This is a genomic window from Pseudoalteromonas sp. S1650, from assembly GCF_005887195.1.
GTDB lineage: Bacteria > Pseudomonadota > Gammaproteobacteria > Enterobacterales > Alteromonadaceae > Pseudoalteromonas > Pseudoalteromonas simplex.
In genome coordinates, this window is the sequence record NZ_PNDF01000043.1 from 15,573 (window position 1) to 38,161 (window position 22,589).

A 22,589-nucleotide genomic window follows, 5' to 3' on the forward strand; every position below is an offset into this window, starting at 1 on the left:
AACAGGAAAGAAAAAAATGAAAAAGTTATTGTTAGTAAGTTCTTTATTTATCGCTACCAGCGCAATGGCTCATAACGATAATGATACAAATATTTCATTCAGCGGTGAGCAGTGTGATGTTGAATTTATAAATGATGTACGCATCACACCAAGCGAGTTAGAAGTATACACAGCCGATAATCGCACTATGAAAATCATCGATCAACACACTTTATATATCGATGGTCAAAGCGTGTCGCTTGATGCTTCACAACAGCAAGCAATTGCAGATTACTCAGACAGCTTACGCAGCCAACTTCCTGAAGTCGCCAATATCGCACTTGATGGCGTAAAAATAGCAGGCGTAGCAATTGAAGAAGTATCAAATGCTTTCAATATTGATGGCCTAAACGACATTTCAGAATTAATGGACGATATCAGTGTAGAAGTGCAAAACGCCTTCTATCAGCAAGGTGCGTTTACCATGGGTCAGCAAAATTTCGAAAAATTTGGCCAAAACTTTGAAGACCAATTCGATGAGCAAATTGAATCGGCTGTAGAGTCAGCCATGATGCAATCGATGGGCAGTATTTTAATTGCGCTAGGTTCTGAGCTTTTAGGTTCAGGTGGCGACATGGATGAGTTTGAGCAACGTATGGAAAACATGGGCGCACAAATAGAAGCACGCGTAGAAACACAGGCAGCTCAACTTGAAGAACGAGCAGATGCATTATGCGGCAGCTTTGCTGATATCGCTCATAAAGAGCAAGAGTTAGTGGTGCTAGTACCAGAACTAAAAGAGTATCAACTATTTACTTTCAAACAGAACGCAGAGTAATGAATTAACATCCCTGAACCAAAACACTTGGTCCTTTCGCGCAGAGCTTGCTCTGCGCTTTTTTATTTTTTGGCCAGCACAGTCAGTTGCGATAACGTTTTAATCGCCTGCTCTAAGTTTTCAGACCAAGGCAAGCCATAACTTAAGCGAAAACAGCTACGGTACTTTTTACCCGCTGAGAATATCAACCCAGGAGTAATACTGATCCCCGCCTCAAGTGCCAAATGGAATAACTTTACCGCATCATATTGGCTACCAAGGTCAACCCAGATAACACAGCCCCCTTGCGGGTTACTTATACGCGCACAACTTGGCATATATTGCTGCAGGCACCAAATCATACGCTCTTTGTTGGTACTTAAGCGCTGTCTAAGCAAACGAATGTTACGGTCGTACTCACCGCTGGCTATAAACTCATACAAGGTCCACTGGTTTATAAGTGGCGCAGAGCAACTAAGCGCTCGTTTATGTCGCCTTGCTTGCTCTGCAAACTTACCGGCAATGATCCAACCAATGCGGTAACTAGGTGCGGCTGTTTTTGAAAACGACGCGCAGGTGATCACTAAGCCCTTTTTTGAATAGGCCTGTGCAGGCGTCGCACGCTTTGCCGTAAAATGTAAGTCGCCATAAACATCATCCTCAATAAGTACCACATCACGCTGCTCTAACAGTGCCACTAATTGCTCACGCTTGGCATCAGGCATAAAGCTGCCAACAGGGTTATTTAATGAGGTAGAAAACACACAGGCTTTTATATCATGCTCATCGAGTGCTTGAGCCAAGTCATCTAGCCATATTCCTTCATCAGGACACAGCGGTATTTCCAGTGCCTTTAAACCTAAGCTTTCAATTAACTCGATAATGCCAAAATAACAAGGCGACTCGATTGCAATAACATCACCGGGTTTAGCGACACACTTAAGGGCAATTGCCAGTGCCTCTTGAGCACCATTGGTGATCACTAATTCGTCGCTATCAACCCCAATACCAAAGTCCAGATAGCGATGAATGAGTTGTTTTTTAAGTGGTGCAAAGCCATCCATCGGCCCGTAATTAATTGCCGATGCGCCTGCCAGTGTCATTACTCGGCGCATTGTTCGTGCCAGCGCTTTATCTGTTGGAGCTGCGGCCACAGGGTTGGCGATACCAAATGGCACCACATTAGCTTTATGGATAGCGCTGTAGACTTGTTCAATCAAGCCTTGCTTATTGACAGTGGTCGGCTCTCGACTGAGCCTAACTCGCTTTGGACGAGACTGATTTAACTGTGAAGACTTTAAAAAGTAGCCTGACTTTTCTCTGGCTTCGATCAACCCTTGCCCTTCAAGTAATTGATACGCTTGTTTTACCGTTGGAATACTAATGTTGAGCTTGTCTGCCATTTTTCTGAGCGAAGGTAATTTTTCACCCGGTAATAACGAGCCTTGCAAGCAAAGATCTCTAACTAGCTGAATAACTTGTTGATATAAGAACTCACTGTTACTACGACTGATAACTTGTGACATAGCCCACCAAACTGTATAGGTTGCATTTCTAGTTTTCTGTATATGTTAAGTATACAGAAGAGGATTAAAATGAACATACTTTCAATTTTTGGGTACTAACTATGAAAAGCGCCGCTCTCTACCTTGCTACAGTACTGATCTGGGGATCGACTTGGCTAGCTATTGAGTTTCAACTGGGTGATGTTGCTGTTGAGGTCTCTTTATTTTATCGCTTTGCCATTGCAGCCATTTTAATGTGGGCCTTTGTGCTGGTAAAAAAACTCCCTATGCAATATTCACTGCGCGATCACGGATTTTTTGCATTATTGGCTTTATTTAACTTTGGTTTAAATTATTTAGTGCTGTATTGGGCGCAGAACTATCTTACCTCAGCAATGGCCTCAATTGCCTTTTCGATGTTGCTATTAATGAACATTATTAACACCCGCTTGTTCTTCGCAAAACCAATTGCGAAACGAATTTACTTTGGAGCTCTACTCGGCGTAATGGGTATTGCCAGCTTATTTTGGCCACAAATTCAGCAATTCGACTTGAGTAATGGTGCGTTGGTCGGGTTACTACTTGCGCTATCAGGAACCTTTGTGGCTTCATTGGGAAATATGGTCAGCGTTCGAAACTCTCAGCGTAATATAGGCGTACTTCAGGGCAATGCCTGGGGCATGTTATACAGCGCTTTAGGACTAGCTGCTTATGTTTTAGTAAGCGACGTTGAGCTGACATTGAATGCCCCAACCAGCTATTGGGTATCGCTCTTCTATTTAGCAGTATTTGGCACCGTAATCGCATTTGCTTGTTACTTCGCGCTACTTAAAAATATCGGCCCTGAGCGAGCAAGCTATGTAATCGTATTATTCCCACTGGTTGCAGTGGTCTTAAGTACCTTATTTGAAGGATTTGAATGGCAAGCAAATACCTTTATGGGTTTTAGCCTAGTGTTATTCGGAAATGCTATCGTGCTAACTCCAACTCGACAAATTAAAGCATTTTTTGCTGCACGTAATCTGCAGCAAAAAAGCTCCGTCCCCAGTTAGAAGTGACTATGTCGCCTCTAACACCAAGCGCTGGCAAATTTTGCCGGCGCTTTTTTATGGCACATGAAAACGAAGTGCTTGTTTGTGAATCTTAACTTTAGCCGGAGTAAAACCAACGAGCTCACCATCGGCTTCTATAGCCAGTCCTTTCGTGGTGATCTCGGCAGTCGTTAACTGGGTATATTCTAGCGCGTGCAAACCATGATGCTTTACGAGCAGTAAATACAAAAAGCTGATCAGGTTTTTCAACAAACCGCCAGCTGGCATGCAGTAGCAATCAAGCTGACCATCATTTAACTTTGCCCGAGGGGCAATCTTTAAGCCACCACCAAAGTAATGATGATTAGCAAAAATCGTCGCTAAATTACTGTAGCTGAGTGCTTTACCATTAAACTCACCCTGAAGTGACTGTGCCTTAAATGAAAATAGCTGCTTGATGCCCTGCCAAGTGTAGCCAAACGAGCTAAAACTTCCGGCTTTATTTAGTTGAGTCACGACTTCAGCGTCAAAACCTATTCCCGCCACATTAATAAAATAGCGCTGATTGATTTGTCCAACATCGATTAACCCTGTACGGCTATTAAAAACAGCGTCATACCAAGCCTGTTGTTTACACGCAAAGCCACGAGCAAAATCATTCCCTGTGCCAGCCGGAATTAACGCGATAGAACAACGACTCATCATTAATGCATTAACAGCTAAATGCAGCGTCCCATCACCACCAATCACCACAACTTGACTCTGGTTTTTAGCCAAATGCGTAATATCAGCGCAATCATTCTCAAACTTGCCTGTGGTTAAATACAATTCAGGCTCAATCTGTCTTTTTTTACATTCTTTTAGTAGCCAATCAACACTGTTTTTATGATTTTTTTTGTCACTTGGCTTTATTATTATCAACATCAACGGTTACTTCTTTTCTTACATGGCAAAAACACCACGCTCGTTCAAATTATATTAATCTGAATAATTAGTCACTTTCTCACTCTAAAAACGCATAAATAAAAACACCAAAAGCTAAAAACCTTTATTTACTTATACTTCAACGCAAACACAATTGCATAAGCATGCAGCGCAATGTGTATTTAAAAACTTAACCTCATGTTAATAAAAGACTTTCGGATTAGAAAAAGTTATCCGACAGACTCAATTTTTATCGTTTTATTTTTGTCCAGTTTGATTGCAAAATACTCACGTTTTCAACCAAACACAACCCGGAGCAAAGTGATGAACCCAATTAATACATTAAACCAAAACGCTGCAACTCATGTTGCCGTAAAACCAACAAACCGCAAAGCAAAAATGTTGGCAAAACTAAATCGCTACGGCAAAAAGTTAGCTCTTGGCGGCGCAGTACAACACAAGTAATCCCCAACCATGGTTACTTTATCGGTGCAGTAAACACCCAACCACTAACGAAGATCCTTCTTTAGCTCCTCCGTTTACTGCCCCAACCCCCTTCTTTTAAGTTAAAAACAGCAAATAATTAAACCTTTTTACAAAAAACACCCTCTTTACGCTCAAAAAACAAGCAAACAAACTTTTTCCTATTTACACAGCCGATTCAGCTAAGTATTATTCTCGCATCACGATGTGGAGAGATGGCAGAGTGGTCGAATGCACCGGTCTTGAAAACCGGCAGGGGTTTGTAGCCCCTCTAGGGTTCAAATCCCTATCTCTCCACCACTTATTTTTATTTGTTGATTTATTTCAGCAAATTACAATCAGAATTATGCGCTGGAGAGGTGGCCGAGTGGCCGAAGGCGCTCCCCTGCTAAGGGAGTATAGGGTTTGTAGCTCTATCGAGGGTTCGAATCCCTCCTTCTCCACCATTTTATTATTAAAAACCGCTTTTTAGCGGTTTTTTTATGTCCGAAAACTTGCACTCCTCATTATATTTCATGCATGCTAAGTATCTATTTGCTACACAAAGTGATGCTATGTTTCGTTTTGCATTTTTTACTCTTGCCCTATCTGCCAGCGCCAACAGTCAAGCCACTATTTATAAGTGCATGATTGACGGGGTTGCCACCTTTACAGAGCAGCCTTGTGGTAAAGATGCAGCAATAGTAAAAATTACACCACCACCCGCAAGTAACCAACCCCCAGCCACAGAGCAGCCGCCAAATCCGCAAAAGCCTGCAGACTTAAGTGTTGAAGATTATTTAAAAATCCAGAAAGCCGATCGCGAAATAGACCGCCTTCAGTTAGAGATCAAAGAACTACAAAAACAGCAGAGTGAGCGCATTGGTAAACTCAATAATATGACACAAGATGCCGCAAATAGGTTAGGCGCAGCGTCTATTGATGATGCTATTAGTAAACAAAGCGAACGTATTAATGCTTATTATAAAAGCCAAATCGCCACCCTCGAAAAGCAAGTATCACAGCTAGAAGAAACCAAAAAACAGCTCAAAGAGCGAGGCACGCAATCCAATTAGTCTAGCTTACCAAAACTGGTCAGACATGATATAACAACATTTGCTGATTAAGTTTAGGGATCAATCGTTTTGCAAATTCATACGCTCGAAGGTTATATCCAAAATATCTATTTGGTTGAATACCCAGATAAATTGATGCTACTTGATGGTTGTTGCCGTGCTGATGTTGATACTGTATTTGACTATATTACCGAACAACTCAAGCGCCCCATCACAGACTTAAAACTAATAGTAGTTACCCATATGCACCCAGATCATGCCGGTGGAGCGCATGCATTAAGAAAGTTAAGCGGTGGAAAAATAGCGACGTCGAACGCCCCAGGGCAATGGTATAGAGGCATTGATGGTTTCTTAATGCATTTAACCGATATTGCTTTGGCTTGGTGGGTCGCCGGTAGGTTAAATAAAAAACGCCATAATCTTTGGTACAGCCGCCATTTAGATGCTGACTATTACCTTGCCACTGATGCAACCCTACCCGGCTTTGACGATTGGCAAGCACTGCATAGCCCAGGTCATACCGACCGAGATATTAGTCTGTATCATATTCCTAGCGAGCGAATTTACATTGCTGATTTATTAGTAAAAGTAAAAGGGCAGCTTGTGCCACCCTTTCCTGTTTTTTACCCAAAGCTGTATTTAAACTCTTTGTTGATGCTAAAAGCGCTGCAACCAAAACGAATTATGTTTGCCCACAGTAACGAAGTTAGTATTGATGACATCGACTTTGAGCAAATTTTAGCGCAGGTCCCCGAAAAACCAATGACGCACTGGCGTTCTGTCAAAGCAAAGGCTCGACAAGCTCTTAACGTAATACCAACTCGCAATAATACTTAATTAAGCGTTTTGTTATAAGGCCCTTTTCACAGTTGTGATAAAAGTATCGATATCCTGCTGATCATTATAAATATGAGCAGAGACTCTTAAGCCTAAGTGACGTTCATCAACTGCAATATTCGCTGCAATAAGCGCAGCTTTTACAGCCGCTTGTTGCTCACCAAAGTGCATAATGGCTGTTCCAGAACATTTGTCATCCTGTATTGGTGAACGCACATAATCAGCTAATTGATCATGAAACTGCGCGAGCATTGCTAAGTTATGAGCGCGTACTTTCTCAATACCAAGATCAGCAAAGTAATTAATACTATGCGAAGCCAAAATATAAGGTGCAACTGAAGGGGTACCGCCCCAAAAGCGCAACGCGGTTTGATGATAAGCAAAGTGCTTAATATCAAACTCAAACGGATTTTGATGAGAAAACCAGCCAACATCTTGTGGCTGACAAAGTGATAGCTGCTTGCGGTTAACCCATAAATAAGCAGCACCCGGTCCACCACATAGCCATTTGACACTCGAGCCCAACATAAAATCGGCATCAAGCTTAGTTAAGTCGACCTCTAAAATGCCCGCAGACTGTGCAACATCAAGTAAGCTCAATGCGTTGTGTTTTTTCGCGATATTTATAATTTCGTGAATAGGCGCTTGCTGACCCGTGTTTGAATAAACATGGCTAATAAAGACTAAATCAATATCATTTTTCGCTAAATATGACTGCCAAACCTGAACATCGGTTAAGTCTTCATGCTTACCAATAAACACGATTTCAGCACTTTCAGGTAGAGCTTTTTGCATTGCAAAACCCATGCTTGGAAAATCACTTTCTGCCATCAACACTTTGCAATTTTCTTGTTGCAGTCGCGGGTGCGACATCAACAGCTTAGTTAAACCACTCGATAAGTTAACTTGTGGGCAAAATAGCTCACTGTGCGAGTTAAATAATTTAGCGAGACTACTCGTAAACGCCTCAACACCTTGCAGCCACTGTTGCCATGGCTCTTTATTTTCATTTTGCCAAGCGGCAAAAAACTGCTGATGAAAATGCTGCTCAGCAGATTTTAATGGTCTTCCAACAGAGTGGTTAAGCAAATAGCTGCCTTGTGGAATTACAAAATCGTTTTTGTTCATTACTTAATCCACTGTTTTAACTTAGTTAAGTCATCGAAACGGGTGCGAATATCATCCCGCTTTGCTGCCGCACGGCGATCACGCAACTGCTCTAGTGAGTTTAGTAACACATGCAAAGGCGGCCCACTGGCTGTGACTTTATCCATATGTTGTTGCTGCATTTGCTGTGAAGGCTGCGCTATGTATTTACTGACCAATTGATTATGGTGGCCAATGGCAGTATCACCATGCAGTTTACACACTTGAATGAACAGCTTTAAGTTAGTTTGTAACCATTCACTATCGCGCTCAGCTTCTGCGGCTAAGAAGTCATCCATAATACTTGTCATACGCATGCTTTCACGCAGGATCTGCTGATCTTCAGGCATCATATACAAGAATTTATCCACCAGCATTTGCGAGTAACTAGGTTCATTAGCAAAACAAAGACCAAGTAATAAATCGATGACATTTATGCCCGCAAAATCACCGGCGTTCGCACCTCGATATACCTCTTTACCTACTCGATACGGCTTGTAATACGGACGAACACAATAGAAAAAGCGGTCTGTATCGAGCTTGTTGTATAGTGTATTGTTCGACTCAATCACATCAAGCAGCGCTTGTTTTGCTACTGTGAGTAAATCAGCCGTGATAGGGTGCGATATCCCTAATGGCTGAATTTTTAATAAAGCATCTGCCGCGCGCTTATACGCTAAAATGCCCTTAGTGTTGTAATCGACAAAGATTTTCTCATCTTCAAGGTCAGTAAAGCGCTTATACAAACCATCAACCGCTTTATTGTGGGTGGTTAAATGCGCCGTTGCAAAACGCGGGGTTACACCAATAGATGCACCAATGTGCATTGCCAACGCAGAGGCTTCAACAAGCGGTGAACTTGTTTCACGAGAAGGCTCAGTGATTTCATGTCGACGGCATGCCGCCATATACAAGCCAACATTGCCTAATAAATCGAAGGCGTTATCAAAGCCTTCATCGGTATTACCCTCAGCCAGTAAAGCACGAATATGCTCATTACCCTCTTGCTCTAATTGACGTTTAAGGTGCTCACCGACACCCTCTACATTCGCTTTATCGTCTTGTTGCCAATATAGTTTTTCTAATTCGCTGTTGATCTCAACAAAACGGGTGCGAAGCCAGCTATCAAATGCCTTGGTGTTCTCAGTCACAGGCTCACTCCAAAATAATTATATTGCGATAATGTTAACAGAGTTCAATGAGTGCTAATCGCCAAAATATAGACTAGAATCCACCTAGATTAGTGAAAATCACTCAAATAAAAATGAAATTAGATAAAAAAGACCAACAATTACTTAATGCTTTACAGGATAATGCGAGAACTTCTGTCTCGGAGCTGGCCCAGTCTGTTAGCCTGTCAGATACCCCTTGCCTTCGCCGCATTAAAAAGCTCGAATCAGCAAATGTGATCAGTGGTTACCATGCTGCCATCAATCCTAAAGCCGTTGATTTAAATGTGTCTGTGTATGCCTTTGTTCGCTTAAACCAGAACTCTGTTGCCGCTGCTGAGCAATTTGAACAGCAGGTTGAGAAGCTAGAACATGTGCTTGAGTGCTCTGTTATTTCAGGCAGTTATGATTACTTGCTGAAGATCGTTGCCGCTGACTTAGAAAGCTATGAAAGCTTTGTGAAACATAAATTAGGTAGTATTGATTGTATTGCTAACATCGAGTCGACAGTGGTTTTAAAACAAGCGTTCACTAAGCGTCATTTACCGCTCGCTTGACGCACCTTGCTTGCAAATAAAACATAACTCGATAAGCTAAAAACAGGCTTTAAAAGGATGCTTAAAATATGAAATTCATCAACTTAGTTGCTATCTCTTGGGCCATCAGTGGGCTATTTAGCAGCTCATTAATGGCGCAGCAACAAACCTGCCTTACTCAGCTTGAAGACCAAGAACTGATGATGAAAAGTAAGCGCGAAGGGCTGTTTAGAGAGCCATTGCCACGCACTCATAGCACCTTTAGCTATAATATCGAGCAAGCATTTAATGACTATTTAACCGCTGCTTACCTGCAAATTAGTAGCGAAAACCCGCGTGCTAATTTGCCATGCCCTGTTTACACAGACACCTATCAGCAACTTGTTGCACAAGGCGCTCGACCAGCTAACGCAACTGTTGCTGATTTAATAAGCCCATTTGAACTCAAACAGGCCGATAGCCGTAAAGCGGTGCTCTTGATCCACGGTTTAACCGACTCACCCTTTACCTATCACGACCTTGCACAAGTGTATTATCAACAAGGGTATACGGTACGCACAATTTTACTCCCTGGGCATGGTACCGCTCCTGCAGCACTTAGAGACATCGATGCCGATGATTGGCAAAAGGCTAGCGTGTATGCCATTGAGCGCACATTAAAAGACTTTGATCAGGTGATATTAGGGGGCTACTCAACCGGTGCTGCACTGGTTATTGATTACTTAACTCAAGGCCCAGTCGATAATAAAATTACGGCTGCTATGTTGTTTTCACCTGCAAGCGAGCCACACAATAAAAACGGTTGGCTAGCGAAATGGGTCGATGCGATTCCATTTGTGAATTGGATTGATAAAGACGCGGACCTTGATTTTGCCAAGTATGAGTCGTTTCCATTTAGTGCAGCCTCAGCTAGTCACGAAGCAATGAGCCGTATTAGCCTTGATGAGCTACGTCATCGCCACCTCCCTAATGTAGCGATATTTAGCACCTTTAGTGATGTTGACACCACAATAGATAACCAAGCGACCTTTAAAATTTTAACGAAGCTGCACGACCCAAAAACGCGCAAGAATAACCAGCTTGATCGGCTTGTATACTATGGTGATGACAATAACATCCCAGCTAGCTTTCCAGTTGATTACCAAATAATTCGTGATGACTGCGACACCGATGACTGTAAAAAAATCAAAGGGATGTCACACATTGGTATTGTTAATAAACCCAGCAACCCTTACTACGGTCGTAAAGCTTTGTATCGCAATTGCGGAAGCTACTTAGATGACGACACGCTTTATACAGCCTGCAAATACCAAAAAGACGTTGTGATGGGTGAGCGCACAGCCGAAAATTTACAAGCGCACAAGCCCTTTGCACGACTCACGTTTAATCCTTATTTCGGTAAGCTTGCTATGCATATCAACGGTTTCATCAAAGATATTGAATCGGCTGCACAATGAGTAAGTTTAACCACCGCTGGTTTAATCAAATAAGCGAGATTGATGCCACTCTATGGCAATCATTTTTTGATGATACGCCTTTTACTGATCACGCTTTTTTGGCGGCTTTAGAACAAGCAGGCTGTGTGAGTGAAGAGTCGGGCTGGCAACCCATGCACCTAGCAATTTACCAGCAAGAACAAGTCATAGCCCTACTACCCGGGTATTTAAAACACCACTCTTATGGTGAATATGTATTTGACTGGGCTTGGGCTGAAGCCTATCAACAACATGGCTTAGAGTATTATCCCAAATGGCTGTGTGGCGTCCCCTTCACACCTATTGCAGGGCAAAGAATTAGTATAAATCACAATAAGCCCGCTGAAGTCTATGCTTACATTCAACACATTCTCACAGCAACAGCAGCGCAATTAGACTGGTCAGGTTGGCATATAAATTTTTGCCACCAGCAACAAGCGACTGCATTAACTAGCAACACCGTAATGCAACGTCATGGCGTGCAGTTTCAGTGGTTTAATGAAGGCTATAATGACTTTGAGGACTTTTTAGCTTCACTCACCGCAAGAAAACGTAAATCGCTCAAAAAAGAACGCGCAAAAATAACTGAACAACAGATAACCGTAGAATGGCTCGAAGGTGCTGACATCAGCAAACAGCACATGCAGCAATTTAGTCATTTTTACAGCCAAACCTATTTGAAGCGCTCGGGCCACAATGGTTATTTGAATACCGCCTTTTTTGAGCTATTACAGCAAAGCATGGCCGACAAACTGGTGTTAATGTTCGCTAAGTATCAAGGAGAGGTGATTGCCGCCACACTCAGTTTTAAAGATCAGAATTGTTTATATGGTCGATACTGGGGAACGAACTATGAGCTTGATAGTTTGCACTTTGAGCTTTGCTATTACCAAGGTATTGAGTACTGTATTATCAACAAACTTAAGCAGTTCCATTCTGGCGCGCAAGGTGAGCATAAAATAAGTCGCGGTTTTAAGCCCGTAAATACCTATTCACTGCATCATATTCAACACACTGAGTTTGCAGCTGCCATTAGTGATTTTATTACTAGAGAACGCCAACATATGGCGCTCTATAAAGCCCAATGCGAAAGCTTACTGCCTTTTAAACAGCAATAATTGGTTATTCGCTGGCATTTGTACATCTTCAACAAAGGTTAAGCCAGCTTGTTCCGCAAGTTGGCAAATCGCTTCAAAATCACGGATTGCACTATGTGCATCTTGCTGTTTTAAAAACGCATCGAATTCAGCATTACTGGCACTGGTATACTTACCTTGGTACTTAAATGGTCCATAAATACACAGTTTACCTTTTGGCGCTAAGTGCTTTGCTACACCTTGGAAAAAGCGCTCCACCAGTGACCAGCTAATAATGTGCATTGTATTCGCAGTGAAAATGGCATTCACTGTTTCAACCGGCCAAGGATCATTAAGGTCGAGTATGAGTGGCGCATGCAAGTTAGTTAAATCAGCTTCTTGATGCCATTGTAAAATCCCCGGGTGATTAACCTCGCGATCACTACAATGCCACTGCAAATGTGCTAAATGCGTTGCAAAATGCACACTATGTTGCCCAGTACCTGAGCCGACTTCTAATACGTCCGTCACATCAGAAAAGAACGCATCTAATACGTTTAAAATAGGTAATTTGTTGTTTTCACAGGCTTGAGAGAAGGGTTTATCCATACAAATTAGTGCACCATGTTTGGTAATTAGTGCACAACAGTAAAGCAAAAATAAATAATAAAGTCGCGGTGAATTTATTAATTAAAAATATAAAACCATTATTTTCAACTAGTTAAATTTATTGATCAATATTGGTACAGCTTATGCTATTTCTTAAGTGAATTAATCAATAGGAGCAATATTATGTATATCTCACCCTACACCGCTGTAGATGCAGCACTTGCAGCCAGCGAACGAGCTGAAAGCGAAAAAGCCGCCTTAACAAGTTGTGACGACAGAGCAACCGTGATCGATCTTCTTTCTCAATGTAACAAAGAAAATGTACAGGCGCCGAAAAAACATGAAACAGACCAGATTTTTATTCTCGGCTACAATTAATCACACACAGTTAATCCATTCAGTCTTAGCTTCATTATATAAGACTTGCACTGAAACCGATTAACTGTAATGATAACAATTATCATTACAGTTAATCGGTTTTTCTATGCACTCTCACAATGCTATGCTCCATTATCAGCGGCAAATGAAATGTGTTTGCCAAAGACCTGGGTTACATGCCCCTGCGCTTGTTGCTAACTATGTTGAAGCGGGTTTAAACATTGCACGCTATTACGAAAAGCATCACAACTTTATTTTACAAGAGCTGTATCTAAGACGCACCTTTCATGAACTACTTGAAAAGATGTGTGATTCATTAGTGCATAATGCAATTCGTAAACAATGTTTGGCTCAGCTTTATAAACCGCAACTTGCGCTAAAGCGTTACTACAAAACTCATAACTGTATTGAAAAGTATTTCAGTTTGGAGCGAGAAGCGTGCCTTCTCAGCCAAGAATTTAACCCGATTTAGGAGTGTTTATGAGCCAATTTAGAACCGAATCAGATAGCATGGGTGAGCTACAAGTCCCTGCCAATGCGTTGTATCAAGCTCAAACGCAACGCGCTATCAACAATTTTCAAATTAGTGGCTTAGCCATGCCTAAGCAATTTATCACCGCCCTCGCCTACATTAAGCAAGCTGCCGCTCAAAGTAATGCTGCTTTAGGCCATTTGAGCCAAGGTAAAGCCAAAGCCATTGAGCAAGCATGCCAAGAGGTCATTGACGGTAAACATTTTTCAGAGTTTCCTGTTGATGTATTTCAGACAGGCTCTGGCACTAGCTCAAATATGAATGCCAATGAAGTCATTGCAACGCTGGCGAGCCAATTTGCAGGCGAAACCATTCACCCCAACGATGATGTGAACATGGGACAAAGCTCAAATGATGTGATCCCAACTGCGATTGCTGTAAGTAGCGCTATTAACATCATTTATGAGCTGTTTCCTAAACTCGATAAACTCAGTCAAAGCCTACAAAACAAACAAGCCGAAGTGGGCCATATTGTTAAAACCGGTCGCACTCATTTAATGGATGCAATGCCTGTGAGTTTTGCACAAACACTGGCTGCATGGCAGTTACAAGTGGATCATGCAATGACTGGTATTCGCCAAGCACTCGAGCGAGTTTGTGAACTTGCACAAGGTGGCACAGCGGTTGGTACTGGTATTAATGCCGATCCAGCGTTTGCTGGTGAGTTTTGCCAACACTTGAGTGAGAATGTAGGTATTCGCTTTAGCCCAAGTAAAAACTTCTTTTATAACATCGGTTCACAAGATGTCATTGTTGCGCTGTCAGGTCAGCTAAAGGTACTTGCTGTAGCACAAATGAAAATAGCCAATGACTTGCGCTGGATGAACTCAGGCCCACTTGCAGGTCTTGGTGAAATTGAACTTGAAGCTCTACAGCCAGGTTCATCAATTATGCCGGGTAAAGTAAACCCTGTGATCCCTGAAGCTGCCGCTATGGTCAGCGCACAAGTAATAGGCAATGACGCTACCATTACAGTGGCTGGTCAAGCCGGTAACTTTGAGCTCAATGTAATGCTGCCTGTGATTGCCTTAAACATTTTGCAAAGTATCGAACTGTTGGCAAATAGTAGTGAAGCACTAGCAGATAAAGCGATTGCCAGCTTTAAAGTAAACCAAAGCAATGTTGATAAAGCGCTCGCTAAAAACCCAATTCTAGTTACCGCGCTTAATCCGGTGATCGGCTATAGCAAAGCAGCAAAAATTGCCAAATTAGCTTATCAAGAAGGTCGCCCTATTATTGATGTTGCTGCAGAGCATACGGATATTTCGCGCGAAGAACTGAGCGAGTTACTGAACCCCGCCAAACTAACCCAAGGTGGTTTGTAATACCCGCTTATTGTAAAGTGGTATAAACTTTTATCTTTTTGTAGCTCTGTGAATACAGAGCTACTTACTGAAAGCAAACGTTTTTATTGCTCCGCTTTGAGCAATGTGTATGATAGTGAGTACTTATTCAACGATTTTTAGGTATGTTATGCGCTATCCACTATTGGCAATTTTATTTCCTGTGTTATTAACTGCGTGCTCGGACGCTGCAACTAATGAGCAAGCCGAATCAACGGCAACCAGCAATAAACTTGTCGAGGCACCAAAAGCCGTTGAAATAAAAAACGCTGAGGAAGTGACCAAAGCAGCCCCAGATAAAGCCACTATTAGCTCTGCCCATGAGCAACTTAAACAATTAATCGATGATCCAAGCTGTGACAACAGCAGCCAATGTAAAGTATTACCTGTAGGTAGTCGTGCTTGTGGCGGCCCAAGTAGCTTCATTGTTTATTCAACCAAAACAGCTGACACTGCTGAGGTTGAAAAACTTGCAAAAGATATCACCGCCCTTGAAAAGCAATTTAACGCAGCAAACGACATGATGAGTATTTGTCAGCATCTAACCGCACCAGGTGCGCAGTGTTCTGAGAATACTTGTGTTAGAATCGAAGGCTCAGCGGCAAGTGTATACTAAGGAATAAGCAATAATGGTTCGTTCATCGACTTTCAAGAAACTTTTCATCACCACAACTGTGTTAGCAAGCATTGCTTTAAGCGGTTGCGAAACAACAACGTCGGGTAGCTCTGCGCGCGTTGATCTAGGTGATTTAAATGATCAGCTGAACGATATCGTTAGCAATAATAGCTGTACTGCGAGCTTTCAATGTAAGGTGTTAGAAGTTGGTGAGCGAGCATGTGGTGGCCCAAGTCGCTATGTGGTCTATTCAACGTTAAACAACGTACAAGAGCAAGCTGAACAACTTGCAGAGCGAATTACAGCAGCTGAAAAGTCATCTGATCAAGCATTAACTGTTAACGACTGCTCACCAGTTCTGCCTGTACAATCGCTGTGTATTTCACAGCAGTGCCAAGCAATCGAGATTAAGTAAATAATGCAATAAGGCCGGATACTATCACCACGCTGATGATACAAATCCCGGCCTTATATATGTATTTAACCTGCATTGTATTATGCACCCAGTAAGCATAAATGTAGCGAACAAAGTAACTTGCTGCAGTGCCAAATAATGCAAAAATAACTAAATACGCAAGTAAAATAATATCCACAGTCATGCCACTTCTTTAAAACATCTAGTCTCAGTGTAAGGGCTTAAAGAAGTAAAGGCAAAACCTTAGCTTTTTTTACTGTGTTCAATGAGTAATTCAGCCACGCGCTGCTTCACAGCACGCTTATCATCGGCTGCAACGCCAAAACGCTCAGCCAATAAAGCAATCTCTTCATCATTTAAGTTAAACGATAAGCGTTGTCTGGTTTTTTTCGACTTAACGTCGAGCTCCAAAATCTTACGGATCATATCTGATGGCGTAAGCTCTTGGTCAATGGCTTGCTTCTTAATTGATTTTTGCACTTCAGAGCTTAAATCAAACGCCATTTGCGTGGCTCTAACGGCTTGCTCCTGACGCTGCCATTTGGCTTTTGCATCACTCACTTGGCATCCCCAGGAAATAAGTCAACAATATCGCTAATTGGTCTGGTTAACGTCAGTGATACCTCTGTTTCACCGCCTTCCCAAATCTCAATATTTAAACTATGCGATTCATCGTCAGAGCTTAAACAGATCATTTCACACGGCTCACCACCTTCGTCTTCATAACGAGGTAAAGGCTTATTACGGTAGTCCTTATTATGGAAATAACACACATAAGGTGCTTCTGATTGTTTGTAGCTCGATGCTAAAAAGTGACTAAAACGCTCCGGGCTATTTTGTACATTAATTGCCGTTAATTCGTCTTCATCAAAAATACGAGCGAACTCATCAAGGGTAAAAATCTCATCAACATCGTCGCGTTGAATTTTGATCGCAAAGTTTGCCCATTGCTCACCGTCATCTGATTCAATTTGCAAAAACACCACTTGGCCAGATTCACTCTCGAGTACCAGCTCATACTCTGCACTACGTTGGTACTGATACGTTTGCACATCAATAACACGCAGTGTCTGTCCTTTTAACCAGCTTGGGTAAGCGAACGAATCAATCACAGTTAGCATATCACCAACGAGTAATTGGCTTGGATCAGTAAGCTGACGCTCTGGGGCTTTTTTAGATTTGAAAAAGTTAAACATTGGCTGACTCCTTGTTGAAGCAAAAAAGGTAACCCAGTGCGTGGGTTACCTTTTGTCTTTCCGTTAACTGATTAGCTATTTTGTTTTGCTTTAATACGCGCCAAAATATCTGCGCTTTTCGGGTTGGTATCACCAATACCCGCTTCAGCCATTTTCGCTTTTAAATCATCGCCATTAGTATCTGCTTCTAATTGCTTAGCCGCACCTAACTGATCTTGGCGGTCTTGCTGGCGTTGTTTAATACGCTCTAGAGACTCACGTGCTGATGTCATTGATGAGCTGTTCGTATTTAGCGTGCTGTTTACAGCCATTGTTGCTTGCTGCACACTTTCAGTCGTTTTAACCATTGTTAATTGACGTTGGTTTTCTTTAATCGACTTTTCAGCTTCTTTAACTTGCTGCTTTAGTTGCACAATGTGGTTACTAAAACCAGCTAACACTTCTTCGTGCTCTGCTTTTTCAGCTTCAAAATCACCGATTTTTTCAGCGATTTCTAATGCAAGAGCTTCGTTACCTTTTTCAAGTGCTTGGCCTGCATACGCTTCATGTTCAGCAATTGATGCATCTAGTGCGCTAATTTTACGCTTCGTTTGCATCTCTTTTGCCATTACTTCGGTCAGGCTTTTCTTAGCGCGTTGTAAGGCATTTTGTGCATCAGCAATTTCTTGTTCAAAGATACGGATACCGTTTGCATCAACAATTGCTTGTCCTGCTTCACGAGCGCCACCACGTACAGCTGTAAATAGTTTCTTTAAAATACTCATAATCTTAACTCCAGAAATTGCTAATTAATCGTTTAAATAAATGGTCACGGCTTCAAGTGCATCAATCGCATTGTCTGCCAGTGTTACCAACTCATGGGTAATATCATCAAACGATGAATTAACCGATAACGCGCCAAAAATAGCGTATTTATCATCAATTTTTGCAAATGCGCTTAATGGGATTGGTACATTTAAACGTAGTAACGTTTCGTTTAACTCATTACGCATATCTGCTTGTACTTCGTCTTCAGCAAACAGGTAGCTAATACACAGTAATTGCTCTTCTGTTTGAGTAACAAAGATAGGTAACTCATCATTCCCATCGACGATAACTTGTAACACATCTTGCTCACCTTCGTTGGCAATCAAGAAAGACTCAAAGCTCACACCCTCTGTTTCAAAAGAAGCCAGTTTGATTGATAGTTCATTTAATTCCATGTCTCACCTTTTTACGTTTTGACATATTATGTCTGAGTTAAGATTTGCATAGCCGACATATTATGTCAACTATAAAATATCAATTTTTGTACAATTCGGTTTCAACTTGCCACGCTTGGCGGTAATAATCATATAAGGTTCCTGAACCTAATCTATTGACTTCAATCGTGTTTACTTGTTCAAAAAAATGATTCGGAAACACAAAAGAAGCCAATAAATATTCTTTGCTTACCCAACGCGATGGCACCGGTAATTCGTTAGTTTCACGAATTCGCTGACTTGCTGATTTGCCAGCGGTAGTCGCGATTGTCCAACCCCATTGACCAAACGAAGGAATATTTTGTTGGTATTGCTCAACATAACCAAAACCCGAAGCTTTCATTGTTTTAGCAATACTCAAAAATGCTTTCTTCGCATGATAAGGCGATGTTGATTGCACGGCCACAGCCCCGTCAGGCGCCAATAACTGACGCACATGATTGTAAAAATAGTCACTGTACATCTTATTAAGATCTGGGTGATTAGGGTCTGGTAGGTCAATTAAAATAGTGTCAAAGCGCTCGCCTTTAGCAAGCATTGCTTCGACCTCTAAAAAGGCATCTGCAATGCGAATATCAGCACGAGGATCGCTCATAGAGTGTTTATTTAGCGCTGTTAAACGTGTTCTGATTTTCTCTGGCGCATCATAGTCGCCGACATCATTACCAAATAAGTTTAACAACTGACCATCTAAGTCAACCAAGGTGACATGCTCTACTGGCCACTTCAAAACATCACGCAATGCAAGTCCATCACCGCCCCCGATGATCAACACGCGGTCATGGCGATTGGAGGCCAACATAGCAGGATAGACAAGCATAGAATGATAAATTTGCTCATCCACACTTGAGAATTGTAAACGGCCATTGAGGTAAAGATCGGTAATTGCATTGGGCTGATTGCGACTCAAACGCTCAGTTAACACCAAATGCTGATACTTAGTTGCTTGCGAGTAGATGACTTTATCTTTGTATAAAACATTGCTTAGATTTTTCATCCAGCTGGTGCCAAGCACAAGCACAAACGCAAAAAACACCAACAACAGTACATGACAAACTAACAGTAGCTTAGCGAAGCGAACATGTTGATGATAGCGCCACAAAAACACGAGACCGGCAATAATATTAAATAACGCAGTCCAAGCAGCTGCTTGCATAATTGGCATCGCGAGCATAATACTCACCCAAATCGCAGCACCTATACCGGCACCGATATAATCAGCCCCGTAAATGGTACCCGCATTGTTCTCTAAAAAGCGCCCATAGACTTGCTGGCGAATACGCGCAATTAGCGGGATCTCCATACCAATTAATAGCCCAAGTAATAGACCAAACACATAAGGTAAAAAACGAGACCATTCTTGCAGCCTTTCAAACACGTAACCATTAAGTACGGTATCTGCAGGCAAGTTAAAAATTTCGGAGAAGATATGCGGCAATGAATAACTGACAGCGATAACACTCGCTATCGCCAAAATACAGCCCATGCCGACCAAAGCAATAATACTCTCTAGCCATGCGAAAGCAGTAAACGCATCTTTAAACCATCGCGCTAAAAAAGCACCGATACCCATAGCGACAATCATGGTGCCGATCATGGCATATATGGCACTCTCGACTGAGCCTAAGACACGACCAGCATAATGAGATAACAGGTACTCATAAATAAGGCCGCACCCAGCGAGTACGGCCATAACAGTTATTAATAGGAAATCATGCCCAAGTAGATGAGCTCTACTTGGGGCGCTTGTTGTAGTAGACACTTAATTAGGCACCTAACAAGGTTGCCATAGTCGAACCAATCGCAAATGAGATTGCTGCAGAGATAGCTGCTACACCCACGTTCTTCTGGCGGTTCACTTCATCTGAAATATCACAACCAGATAGGATGATTTTGATAGTCACTAAGTGTAGTAAAATGAAAGCAACTAAACTCACAGCTGCACTTAATGCCCAGTACGCTAAACTAGCAACAATGTTGTCAGCCGCATAAGGAGCAATACCTGATGCTGCCGTTAATGCCAATGCACTACCCACTAAAAAGCCAGCATAACGAATACCTACTGCTAAGTTACCGTCAATAACCGCTTGCTGTAAGCAATCACCACTGCGATTAGTATGCTTGAATAACTGCACGCGATATTGACTGATCAGTAGCATCGCAATGCTGCCAATGGCAAAAGCTGCGATCACAATTGGGATACCATGCCAGCCTTCGGTCGCAACCCAAAATAAAGCTGAGCGAATAACAATCGCCACACTAACAACATGGCCAAAATCAATGAGTGCAGCAGTAGCATTACCTTTTACGATTTCGTCATGCAGGCTCACTTTACGAAGCGCTACTTTGTCTTGGAAGAAGTGACCTAGCTTGATAAGTACAATCGCCATCACACCATAACCTAGCATTTGTAATGCTTCTTGTTGTAAAGTCGGTGCAAATGAGCCGCTGCTCACGCCACTAAGAACAATAGCAAGTGCCACAAGTCCTGCCGCAAAGCTAATACCAAAAGCAAAATTGTCACGCTCAGTTATTTCATCATTAGCGTGTAAGTTAGATACCCAACCCTTAATAAATTTTAGGCTGACAAATAAAGCGATAATGATTGCAAAGTCGATTGCTAAAGCTTGCAACGACCAAGTTGTTATTCCATTAAATTCATACATGTGTTGTAACTCCGGTGGTTATTCTTTTCACTACTTACCGCGGCTAATGCCACGTGATGTTCTGCTCGAGCTGTTACGTAATGACCCAGAGCTTTTACTGTAACTACTGCTAGAAGCATAGCTACTACGTGTGCGTGGCGGCGTATAGCTGCTACGGCTTAATCCAGATGCGCCACTACGTTTCTTGGCATACGGACTAGTGAATTGTTTACCTTGGCGTTGGTAAGACTGTCGAGTTCGTGTCTCTACCGTTTGTTGTGCTTTAATCTGCTTAGGGCTCGAATAACGATAACGGCCATAATCATTGTAATAGCTATACTTTCTATGACGACTCCAGCGACCATATTCAACTCGGTCGAATACATCGCCCAACATACGATACATACCGTACCAAACCCAAAAGCTGGTACCACTGCTATTCGTTTGCCACTGCCCATAGTTAGGGTTGCCAACTAACTGGTTACCAACACTTTCGCCTTCAGCAGCTTCACTAATTGCACCAACCCGTGCTAGTGACCCCTGCGACATATCAGCAAGCATATTGATAGGATCGGTAAGCGCATCTTGAAATAAAGACGGTTTGGCAGCATCACGAATGAGGTTAAGTTGATGAAGCGTATCTTCATAGGGTGGTATTAGATAAGTAGACTTCACATCTGCTAAGCGTTGTGTAAGACCTGAATAAATAGCCCCTTCACGAGTGGCATCAAGACTAATTACACGGGCGATCTCAGAAAGTTGCGGTTGTTGCTCAGCAAGCACCTTGCCGTATTGTTTAAGTATCGTCGCATTACGTAAAGAGCCATTATCAAGCGCTGTACCAAGTTGATTTAATTCAACTTCAGCTTTTTCTATGGATTGTTGTATTGTTTGTTTCAGCTGCTCTTCTTTTGACTCACAGCCCATAAGCAAGCTTACCAAACAAAACAGGCTAATAAGTTTCCAAGCTTTTATTTGAGACATTCATGTCACCTGATTGTGGTTTAAAAACGCAAATAGTTTTACATAGCTCAGGTACTAAACCAAGATTAAAATTGCAACAAAGGGTAAATTGGGTCGTGAATTGCTAGTTAGCAAGGGGAAAAGTTTAAAGGCCTGGCGTAGGTTGGGTAGAGCGAAGCGAAGCGAAACCCAACACATCACAGAGCTATCAGCTTTCAGCCGTCAGCGATCAGCCGCGCGGTGTGGGTGTTTGGTCCTGCGTCATCCTCTGGTTCTAGGCAAAGTCTACTTGTAGGAATGGCTTTAGCCATGAATATGTTTGTTATGGTCTGAAATCGGCACTGAAGTGTCTCCTACGGGGTTATTGCTGAGGGAGGCTCTGTACTAAAGAACCCAACAGCGTGGTAATTCGTCATGCACAATGAAGAGGTAAAGCTCATTAATAAAAGACGAATTAGCGCAAGGTGAAATAATACCATTCCGCATAAAGATTAAATCAATTTAATCCATTCCCGATTGCACATTTTCTTCACTCGATCCGGTATCGAAATAAAGTGATTCCATGCCTTTGAAACTTCATCGACAATTTCGTCATAGCCCGAAAACACACAAATTGAT

26 protein-coding genes and 2 tRNA genes are annotated in these 22,589 nt (G+C 42.1%); 15 read left to right on the plus strand and 13 right to left on the minus strand.

The features are described from left to right. The first annotated feature begins 16 nt into the window (after positions 1-16). Complete coding sequence (locus CWB80_RS13605) at positions 17-817, plus strand: YggN family protein (RefSeq protein WP_138598937.1); 801 nt, start codon at positions 17-19, stop codon at positions 815-817. A 62-nt stretch (positions 818-879) separates the two neighbouring features. On the opposite strand, the gene CWB80_RS13610 is transcribed toward CWB80_RS13605, so the two are convergent. Then, entirely contained in the window at positions 880-2,322 is a 1,443-nt protein-coding gene (locus CWB80_RS13610; protein ID WP_054563711.1) for an aminotransferase-like domain-containing protein, read from the minus strand. A 101-nt stretch (positions 2,323-2,423) separates the two neighbouring features. Here CWB80_RS13610 and CWB80_RS13615 point away from each other — a divergent pair, with 101 nt between their 5' ends. Further along, entirely contained in the window at positions 2,424-3,353 is a 930-nt protein-coding gene (locus tag CWB80_RS13615; RefSeq protein ID WP_135923129.1) for a DMT family transporter, read from the plus strand. A 54-nt stretch (positions 3,354-3,407) separates the two neighbouring features. Here CWB80_RS13615 and CWB80_RS13620 read toward each other — a convergent pair whose 3' ends face one another. Then, positions 3,408-4,256 (minus strand): diacylglycerol/lipid kinase family protein, encoded by an 849-nt coding sequence (locus CWB80_RS13620; protein ID WP_138598936.1) that lies wholly within the window; start codon positions 4,254-4,256, stop codon positions 3,408-3,410. Between the two features lie 324 nt (positions 4,257-4,580). Between CWB80_RS13620 and CWB80_RS22565 the strand changes: the two genes are divergently transcribed. The 5 genes from CWB80_RS22565 to CWB80_RS13640 all read left to right on the plus strand — a co-directional run bounded on the left by CWB80_RS22565 (position 4,581) and on the right by CWB80_RS13640 (position 6,631). Further along, positions 4,581-4,721 carry a hypothetical protein gene (locus CWB80_RS22565; RefSeq protein ID WP_166341396.1) on the plus strand — a complete coding sequence of 47 codons (141 nt, stop codon included), beginning with the start codon at positions 4,581-4,583 and terminating at the stop codon, positions 4,719-4,721. A gap of 227 nt (positions 4,722-4,948) precedes the next feature. Next, positions 4,949-5,039 (plus strand) — tRNA-Ser (locus CWB80_RS13625). A gap of 53 nt (positions 5,040-5,092) precedes the next feature. Next, a tRNA-Ser gene (locus CWB80_RS13630) sits at positions 5,093-5,185 on the plus strand. A gap of 108 nt (positions 5,186-5,293) precedes the next feature. Continuing rightward, positions 5,294-5,794, plus strand: coding sequence for a DUF4124 domain-containing protein (locus tag CWB80_RS13635; RefSeq protein ID WP_171041536.1), 501 nt, complete (start codon positions 5,294-5,296; stop codon positions 5,792-5,794). A gap of 69 nt (positions 5,795-5,863) precedes the next feature. Next, entirely contained in the window at positions 5,864-6,631 is a 768-nt protein-coding gene (locus CWB80_RS13640) for an MBL fold metallo-hydrolase (RefSeq protein WP_138598934.1), read from the plus strand. A 12-nt stretch (positions 6,632-6,643) separates the two neighbouring features. Here the strand turns inward: CWB80_RS13640 and CWB80_RS13645 are convergent, their stop codons facing one another. Both CWB80_RS13645 and CWB80_RS13650 read right to left on the minus strand, forming a co-directional pair. Continuing rightward, positions 6,644-7,759 (minus strand): aminotransferase class V-fold PLP-dependent enzyme, encoded by a 1,116-nt coding sequence (locus tag CWB80_RS13645; protein WP_138598933.1) that lies wholly within the window; start codon positions 7,757-7,759, stop codon positions 6,644-6,646. Beyond that, complete coding sequence (locus tag CWB80_RS13650; protein ID WP_138598932.1) at positions 7,759-8,928, minus strand: PrnB family protein; 1,170 nt, start codon at positions 8,926-8,928, stop codon at positions 7,759-7,761. Before CWB80_RS13650 ends, CWB80_RS13645 begins: the two co-directional genes overlap by 1 nt. 113 nt (positions 8,929-9,041) lie before the next feature. Here CWB80_RS13650 and CWB80_RS13655 point away from each other — a divergent pair, with 113 nt between their 5' ends. From CWB80_RS13655 to CWB80_RS13665, 3 genes are all read left to right on the plus strand, one after another. After that, entirely contained in the window at positions 9,042-9,503 is a 462-nt protein-coding gene (locus CWB80_RS13655; RefSeq protein ID WP_054554614.1) for an Lrp/AsnC family transcriptional regulator, read from the plus strand. Positions 9,504-9,571: 68 nt separating this feature from the next. Then, a complete protein-coding gene (locus tag CWB80_RS13660) occupies positions 9,572-10,939 on the plus strand; it encodes an alpha/beta hydrolase (protein WP_138598931.1) in 1,368 nt (455 codons plus the stop codon). Beyond that, positions 10,936-12,075 carry a GNAT family N-acetyltransferase gene (locus CWB80_RS13665; protein WP_138598930.1) on the plus strand — a complete coding sequence of 380 codons (1,140 nt, stop codon included), beginning with the start codon at positions 10,936-10,938 and terminating at the stop codon, positions 12,073-12,075. Before CWB80_RS13660 ends, CWB80_RS13665 begins: the two co-directional genes overlap by 4 nt. Here CWB80_RS13665 and CWB80_RS13670 read toward each other — a convergent pair. After that, the gene (locus CWB80_RS13670; RefSeq protein ID WP_138598929.1) at positions 12,052-12,642 is read right to left on the minus strand and encodes a DUF938 domain-containing protein; all 591 of its coding nucleotides are present in this window, start codon (positions 12,640-12,642) and stop codon (positions 12,052-12,054) included. The two genes, CWB80_RS13665 and CWB80_RS13670, sit on opposite strands and share 24 nt — an antisense overlap. Before the next feature lie 183 nt (positions 12,643-12,825). On the opposite strand from CWB80_RS13670, the gene CWB80_RS13675 reads away from it, so the two are divergent. The 5 genes from CWB80_RS13675 (at position 12,826) to CWB80_RS13695 (ending at position 15,926) form a co-directional block, all read left to right on the plus strand. After that, the gene (locus CWB80_RS13675) at positions 12,826-13,020 is read left to right on the plus strand and encodes a hypothetical protein (RefSeq protein ID WP_054554610.1); all 195 of its coding nucleotides are present in this window, start codon (positions 12,826-12,828) and stop codon (positions 13,018-13,020) included. Positions 13,021-13,165: 145 nt separating this feature from the next. After that, positions 13,166-13,492, plus strand: coding sequence for a hypothetical protein (locus CWB80_RS13680; protein ID WP_058585360.1), 327 nt, complete (start codon positions 13,166-13,168; stop codon positions 13,490-13,492). A gap of 8 nt (positions 13,493-13,500) precedes the next feature. Then, positions 13,501-14,877 carry a class II fumarate hydratase gene (locus CWB80_RS13685; RefSeq protein ID WP_138598928.1) on the plus strand — a complete coding sequence of 459 codons (1,377 nt, stop codon included), beginning with the start codon at positions 13,501-13,503 and terminating at the stop codon, positions 14,875-14,877. Between the two features lie 148 nt (positions 14,878-15,025). Then, on the plus strand, positions 15,026-15,511 hold the full coding sequence (locus CWB80_RS13690; protein WP_054554607.1) for a hypothetical protein: 486 nt from the start codon (positions 15,026-15,028) through the stop codon (positions 15,509-15,511). A gap of 13 nt (positions 15,512-15,524) precedes the next feature. Beyond that, entirely contained in the window at positions 15,525-15,926 is a 402-nt protein-coding gene (locus CWB80_RS13695) for a hypothetical protein (protein ID WP_054554606.1), read from the plus strand. On the opposite strand, the gene CWB80_RS22940 is transcribed toward CWB80_RS13695, so the two are convergent. The 8 genes from CWB80_RS22940 to CWB80_RS13735 form a co-directional block, all read right to left on the minus strand. Continuing rightward, the gene (locus tag CWB80_RS22940; protein ID WP_054554683.1) at positions 15,919-16,104 is read right to left on the minus strand and encodes a hypothetical protein; all 186 of its coding nucleotides are present in this window, start codon (positions 16,102-16,104) and stop codon (positions 15,919-15,921) included. The two genes, CWB80_RS13695 and CWB80_RS22940, sit on opposite strands and share 8 nt — an antisense overlap. Positions 16,105-16,169: 65 nt before the next feature. Continuing rightward, positions 16,170-16,487 carry a hypothetical protein gene (locus CWB80_RS13705; RefSeq protein WP_054554605.1) on the minus strand — a complete coding sequence of 106 codons (318 nt, stop codon included), beginning with the start codon at positions 16,485-16,487 and terminating at the stop codon, positions 16,170-16,172. Further along, the gene (locus CWB80_RS13710; RefSeq protein WP_055199258.1) at positions 16,484-17,122 is read right to left on the minus strand and encodes a hypothetical protein; all 639 of its coding nucleotides are present in this window, start codon (positions 17,120-17,122) and stop codon (positions 16,484-16,486) included. The genes CWB80_RS13705 and CWB80_RS13710 overlap by 4 nt, the downstream gene beginning before the upstream one ends. A gap of 71 nt (positions 17,123-17,193) precedes the next feature. Then, positions 17,194-17,886 (minus strand): PspA/IM30 family protein, encoded by a 693-nt coding sequence (locus CWB80_RS13715; protein ID WP_054554603.1) that lies wholly within the window; start codon positions 17,884-17,886, stop codon positions 17,194-17,196. A gap of 24 nt (positions 17,887-17,910) precedes the next feature. Then, positions 17,911-18,324 carry a YjfI family protein gene (locus CWB80_RS13720; protein ID WP_063700564.1) on the minus strand — a complete coding sequence of 138 codons (414 nt, stop codon included), beginning with the start codon at positions 18,322-18,324 and terminating at the stop codon, positions 17,911-17,913. Between the two features lie 79 nt (positions 18,325-18,403). Then, positions 18,404-20,056: a polyamine aminopropyltransferase gene (locus CWB80_RS13725; RefSeq protein ID WP_502705008.1), complete on the minus strand. Its 1,653-nt coding sequence runs from the start codon at positions 20,054-20,056 to the stop codon at positions 18,404-18,406. A gap of 73 nt (positions 20,057-20,129) precedes the next feature. After that, a complete protein-coding gene (locus CWB80_RS13730; RefSeq protein ID WP_138598926.1) occupies positions 20,130-21,029 on the minus strand; it encodes a DUF350 domain-containing protein in 900 nt (299 codons plus the stop codon). A 30-nt stretch (positions 21,030-21,059) separates the two neighbouring features. After that, entirely contained in the window at positions 21,060-21,992 is a 933-nt protein-coding gene (locus tag CWB80_RS13735; RefSeq protein ID WP_138598925.1) for a CHAD domain-containing protein, read from the minus strand. Positions 21,993-22,589 lie beyond the last annotated feature (597 nt).

Coding starts and splice junctions, on each gene's coding strand:
- CWB80_RS13605 (WP_138598937.1), top strand. CDS start 17: ATGAAAAAGTTATTGTTAGTAAGTTCTTTATTTATCGCTACCAGCGCA.
- CWB80_RS13610 (WP_054563711.1), bottom strand. CDS start 2,322: ATGTCACAAGTTATCAGTCGTAGTAACAGTGAGTTCTTATATCAACAA.
- CWB80_RS13615 (WP_135923129.1), top strand. CDS start 2,424: ATGAAAAGCGCCGCTCTCTACCTTGCTACAGTACTGATCTGGGGATCG.
- CWB80_RS13620 (WP_138598936.1), bottom strand. CDS start 4,256: ATGTTGATAATAATAAAGCCAAGTGACAAAAAAAATCATAAAAACAGT.
- CWB80_RS22565 (WP_166341396.1), top strand. CDS start 4,581: ATGAACCCAATTAATACATTAAACCAAAACGCTGCAACTCATGTTGCC.
- CWB80_RS13635 (WP_171041536.1), top strand. CDS start 5,294: ATGTTTCGTTTTGCATTTTTTACTCTTGCCCTATCTGCCAGCGCCAAC.
- CWB80_RS13645 (WP_138598933.1), bottom strand. CDS start 7,759: ATGAACAAAAACGATTTTGTAATTCCACAAGGCAGCTATTTGCTTAAC.
- CWB80_RS13655 (WP_054554614.1), top strand. CDS start 9,042: ATGAAATTAGATAAAAAAGACCAACAATTACTTAATGCTTTACAGGAT.
- CWB80_RS13660 (WP_138598931.1), top strand. CDS start 9,572: ATGAAATTCATCAACTTAGTTGCTATCTCTTGGGCCATCAGTGGGCTA.
- CWB80_RS13665 (WP_138598930.1), top strand. CDS start 10,936: ATGAGTAAGTTTAACCACCGCTGGTTTAATCAAATAAGCGAGATTGAT.
- CWB80_RS13670 (WP_138598929.1), bottom strand. CDS start 12,642: ATGGATAAACCCTTCTCTCAAGCCTGTGAAAACAACAAATTACCTATT.
- CWB80_RS13675 (WP_054554610.1), top strand. CDS start 12,826: ATGTATATCTCACCCTACACCGCTGTAGATGCAGCACTTGCAGCCAGC.
- CWB80_RS13680 (WP_058585360.1), top strand. CDS start 13,166: ATGAAATGTGTTTGCCAAAGACCTGGGTTACATGCCCCTGCGCTTGTT.
- CWB80_RS13685 (WP_138598928.1), top strand. CDS start 13,501: ATGAGCCAATTTAGAACCGAATCAGATAGCATGGGTGAGCTACAAGTC.
- CWB80_RS13690 (WP_054554607.1), top strand. CDS start 15,026: ATGCGCTATCCACTATTGGCAATTTTATTTCCTGTGTTATTAACTGCG.
- CWB80_RS13695 (WP_054554606.1), top strand. CDS start 15,525: ATGGTTCGTTCATCGACTTTCAAGAAACTTTTCATCACCACAACTGTG.
- CWB80_RS13710 (WP_055199258.1), bottom strand. CDS start 17,122: ATGTTTAACTTTTTCAAATCTAAAAAAGCCCCAGAGCGTCAGCTTACT.
- CWB80_RS13715 (WP_054554603.1), bottom strand. CDS start 17,886: ATGAGTATTTTAAAGAAACTATTTACAGCTGTACGTGGTGGCGCTCGT.
- CWB80_RS13720 (WP_063700564.1), bottom strand. CDS start 18,324: ATGGAATTAAATGAACTATCAATCAAACTGGCTTCTTTTGAAACAGAG.
- CWB80_RS13725 (WP_502705008.1), bottom strand. CDS start 20,056: ATGGCCGTACTCGCTGGGTGCGGCCTTATTTATGAGTACCTGTTATCT.
- CWB80_RS13730 (WP_138598926.1), bottom strand. CDS start 21,029: ATGTATGAATTTAATGGAATAACAACTTGGTCGTTGCAAGCTTTAGCA.
- CWB80_RS13735 (WP_138598925.1), bottom strand. CDS start 21,992: ATGTCTCAAATAAAAGCTTGGAAACTTATTAGCCTGTTTTGTTTGGTA.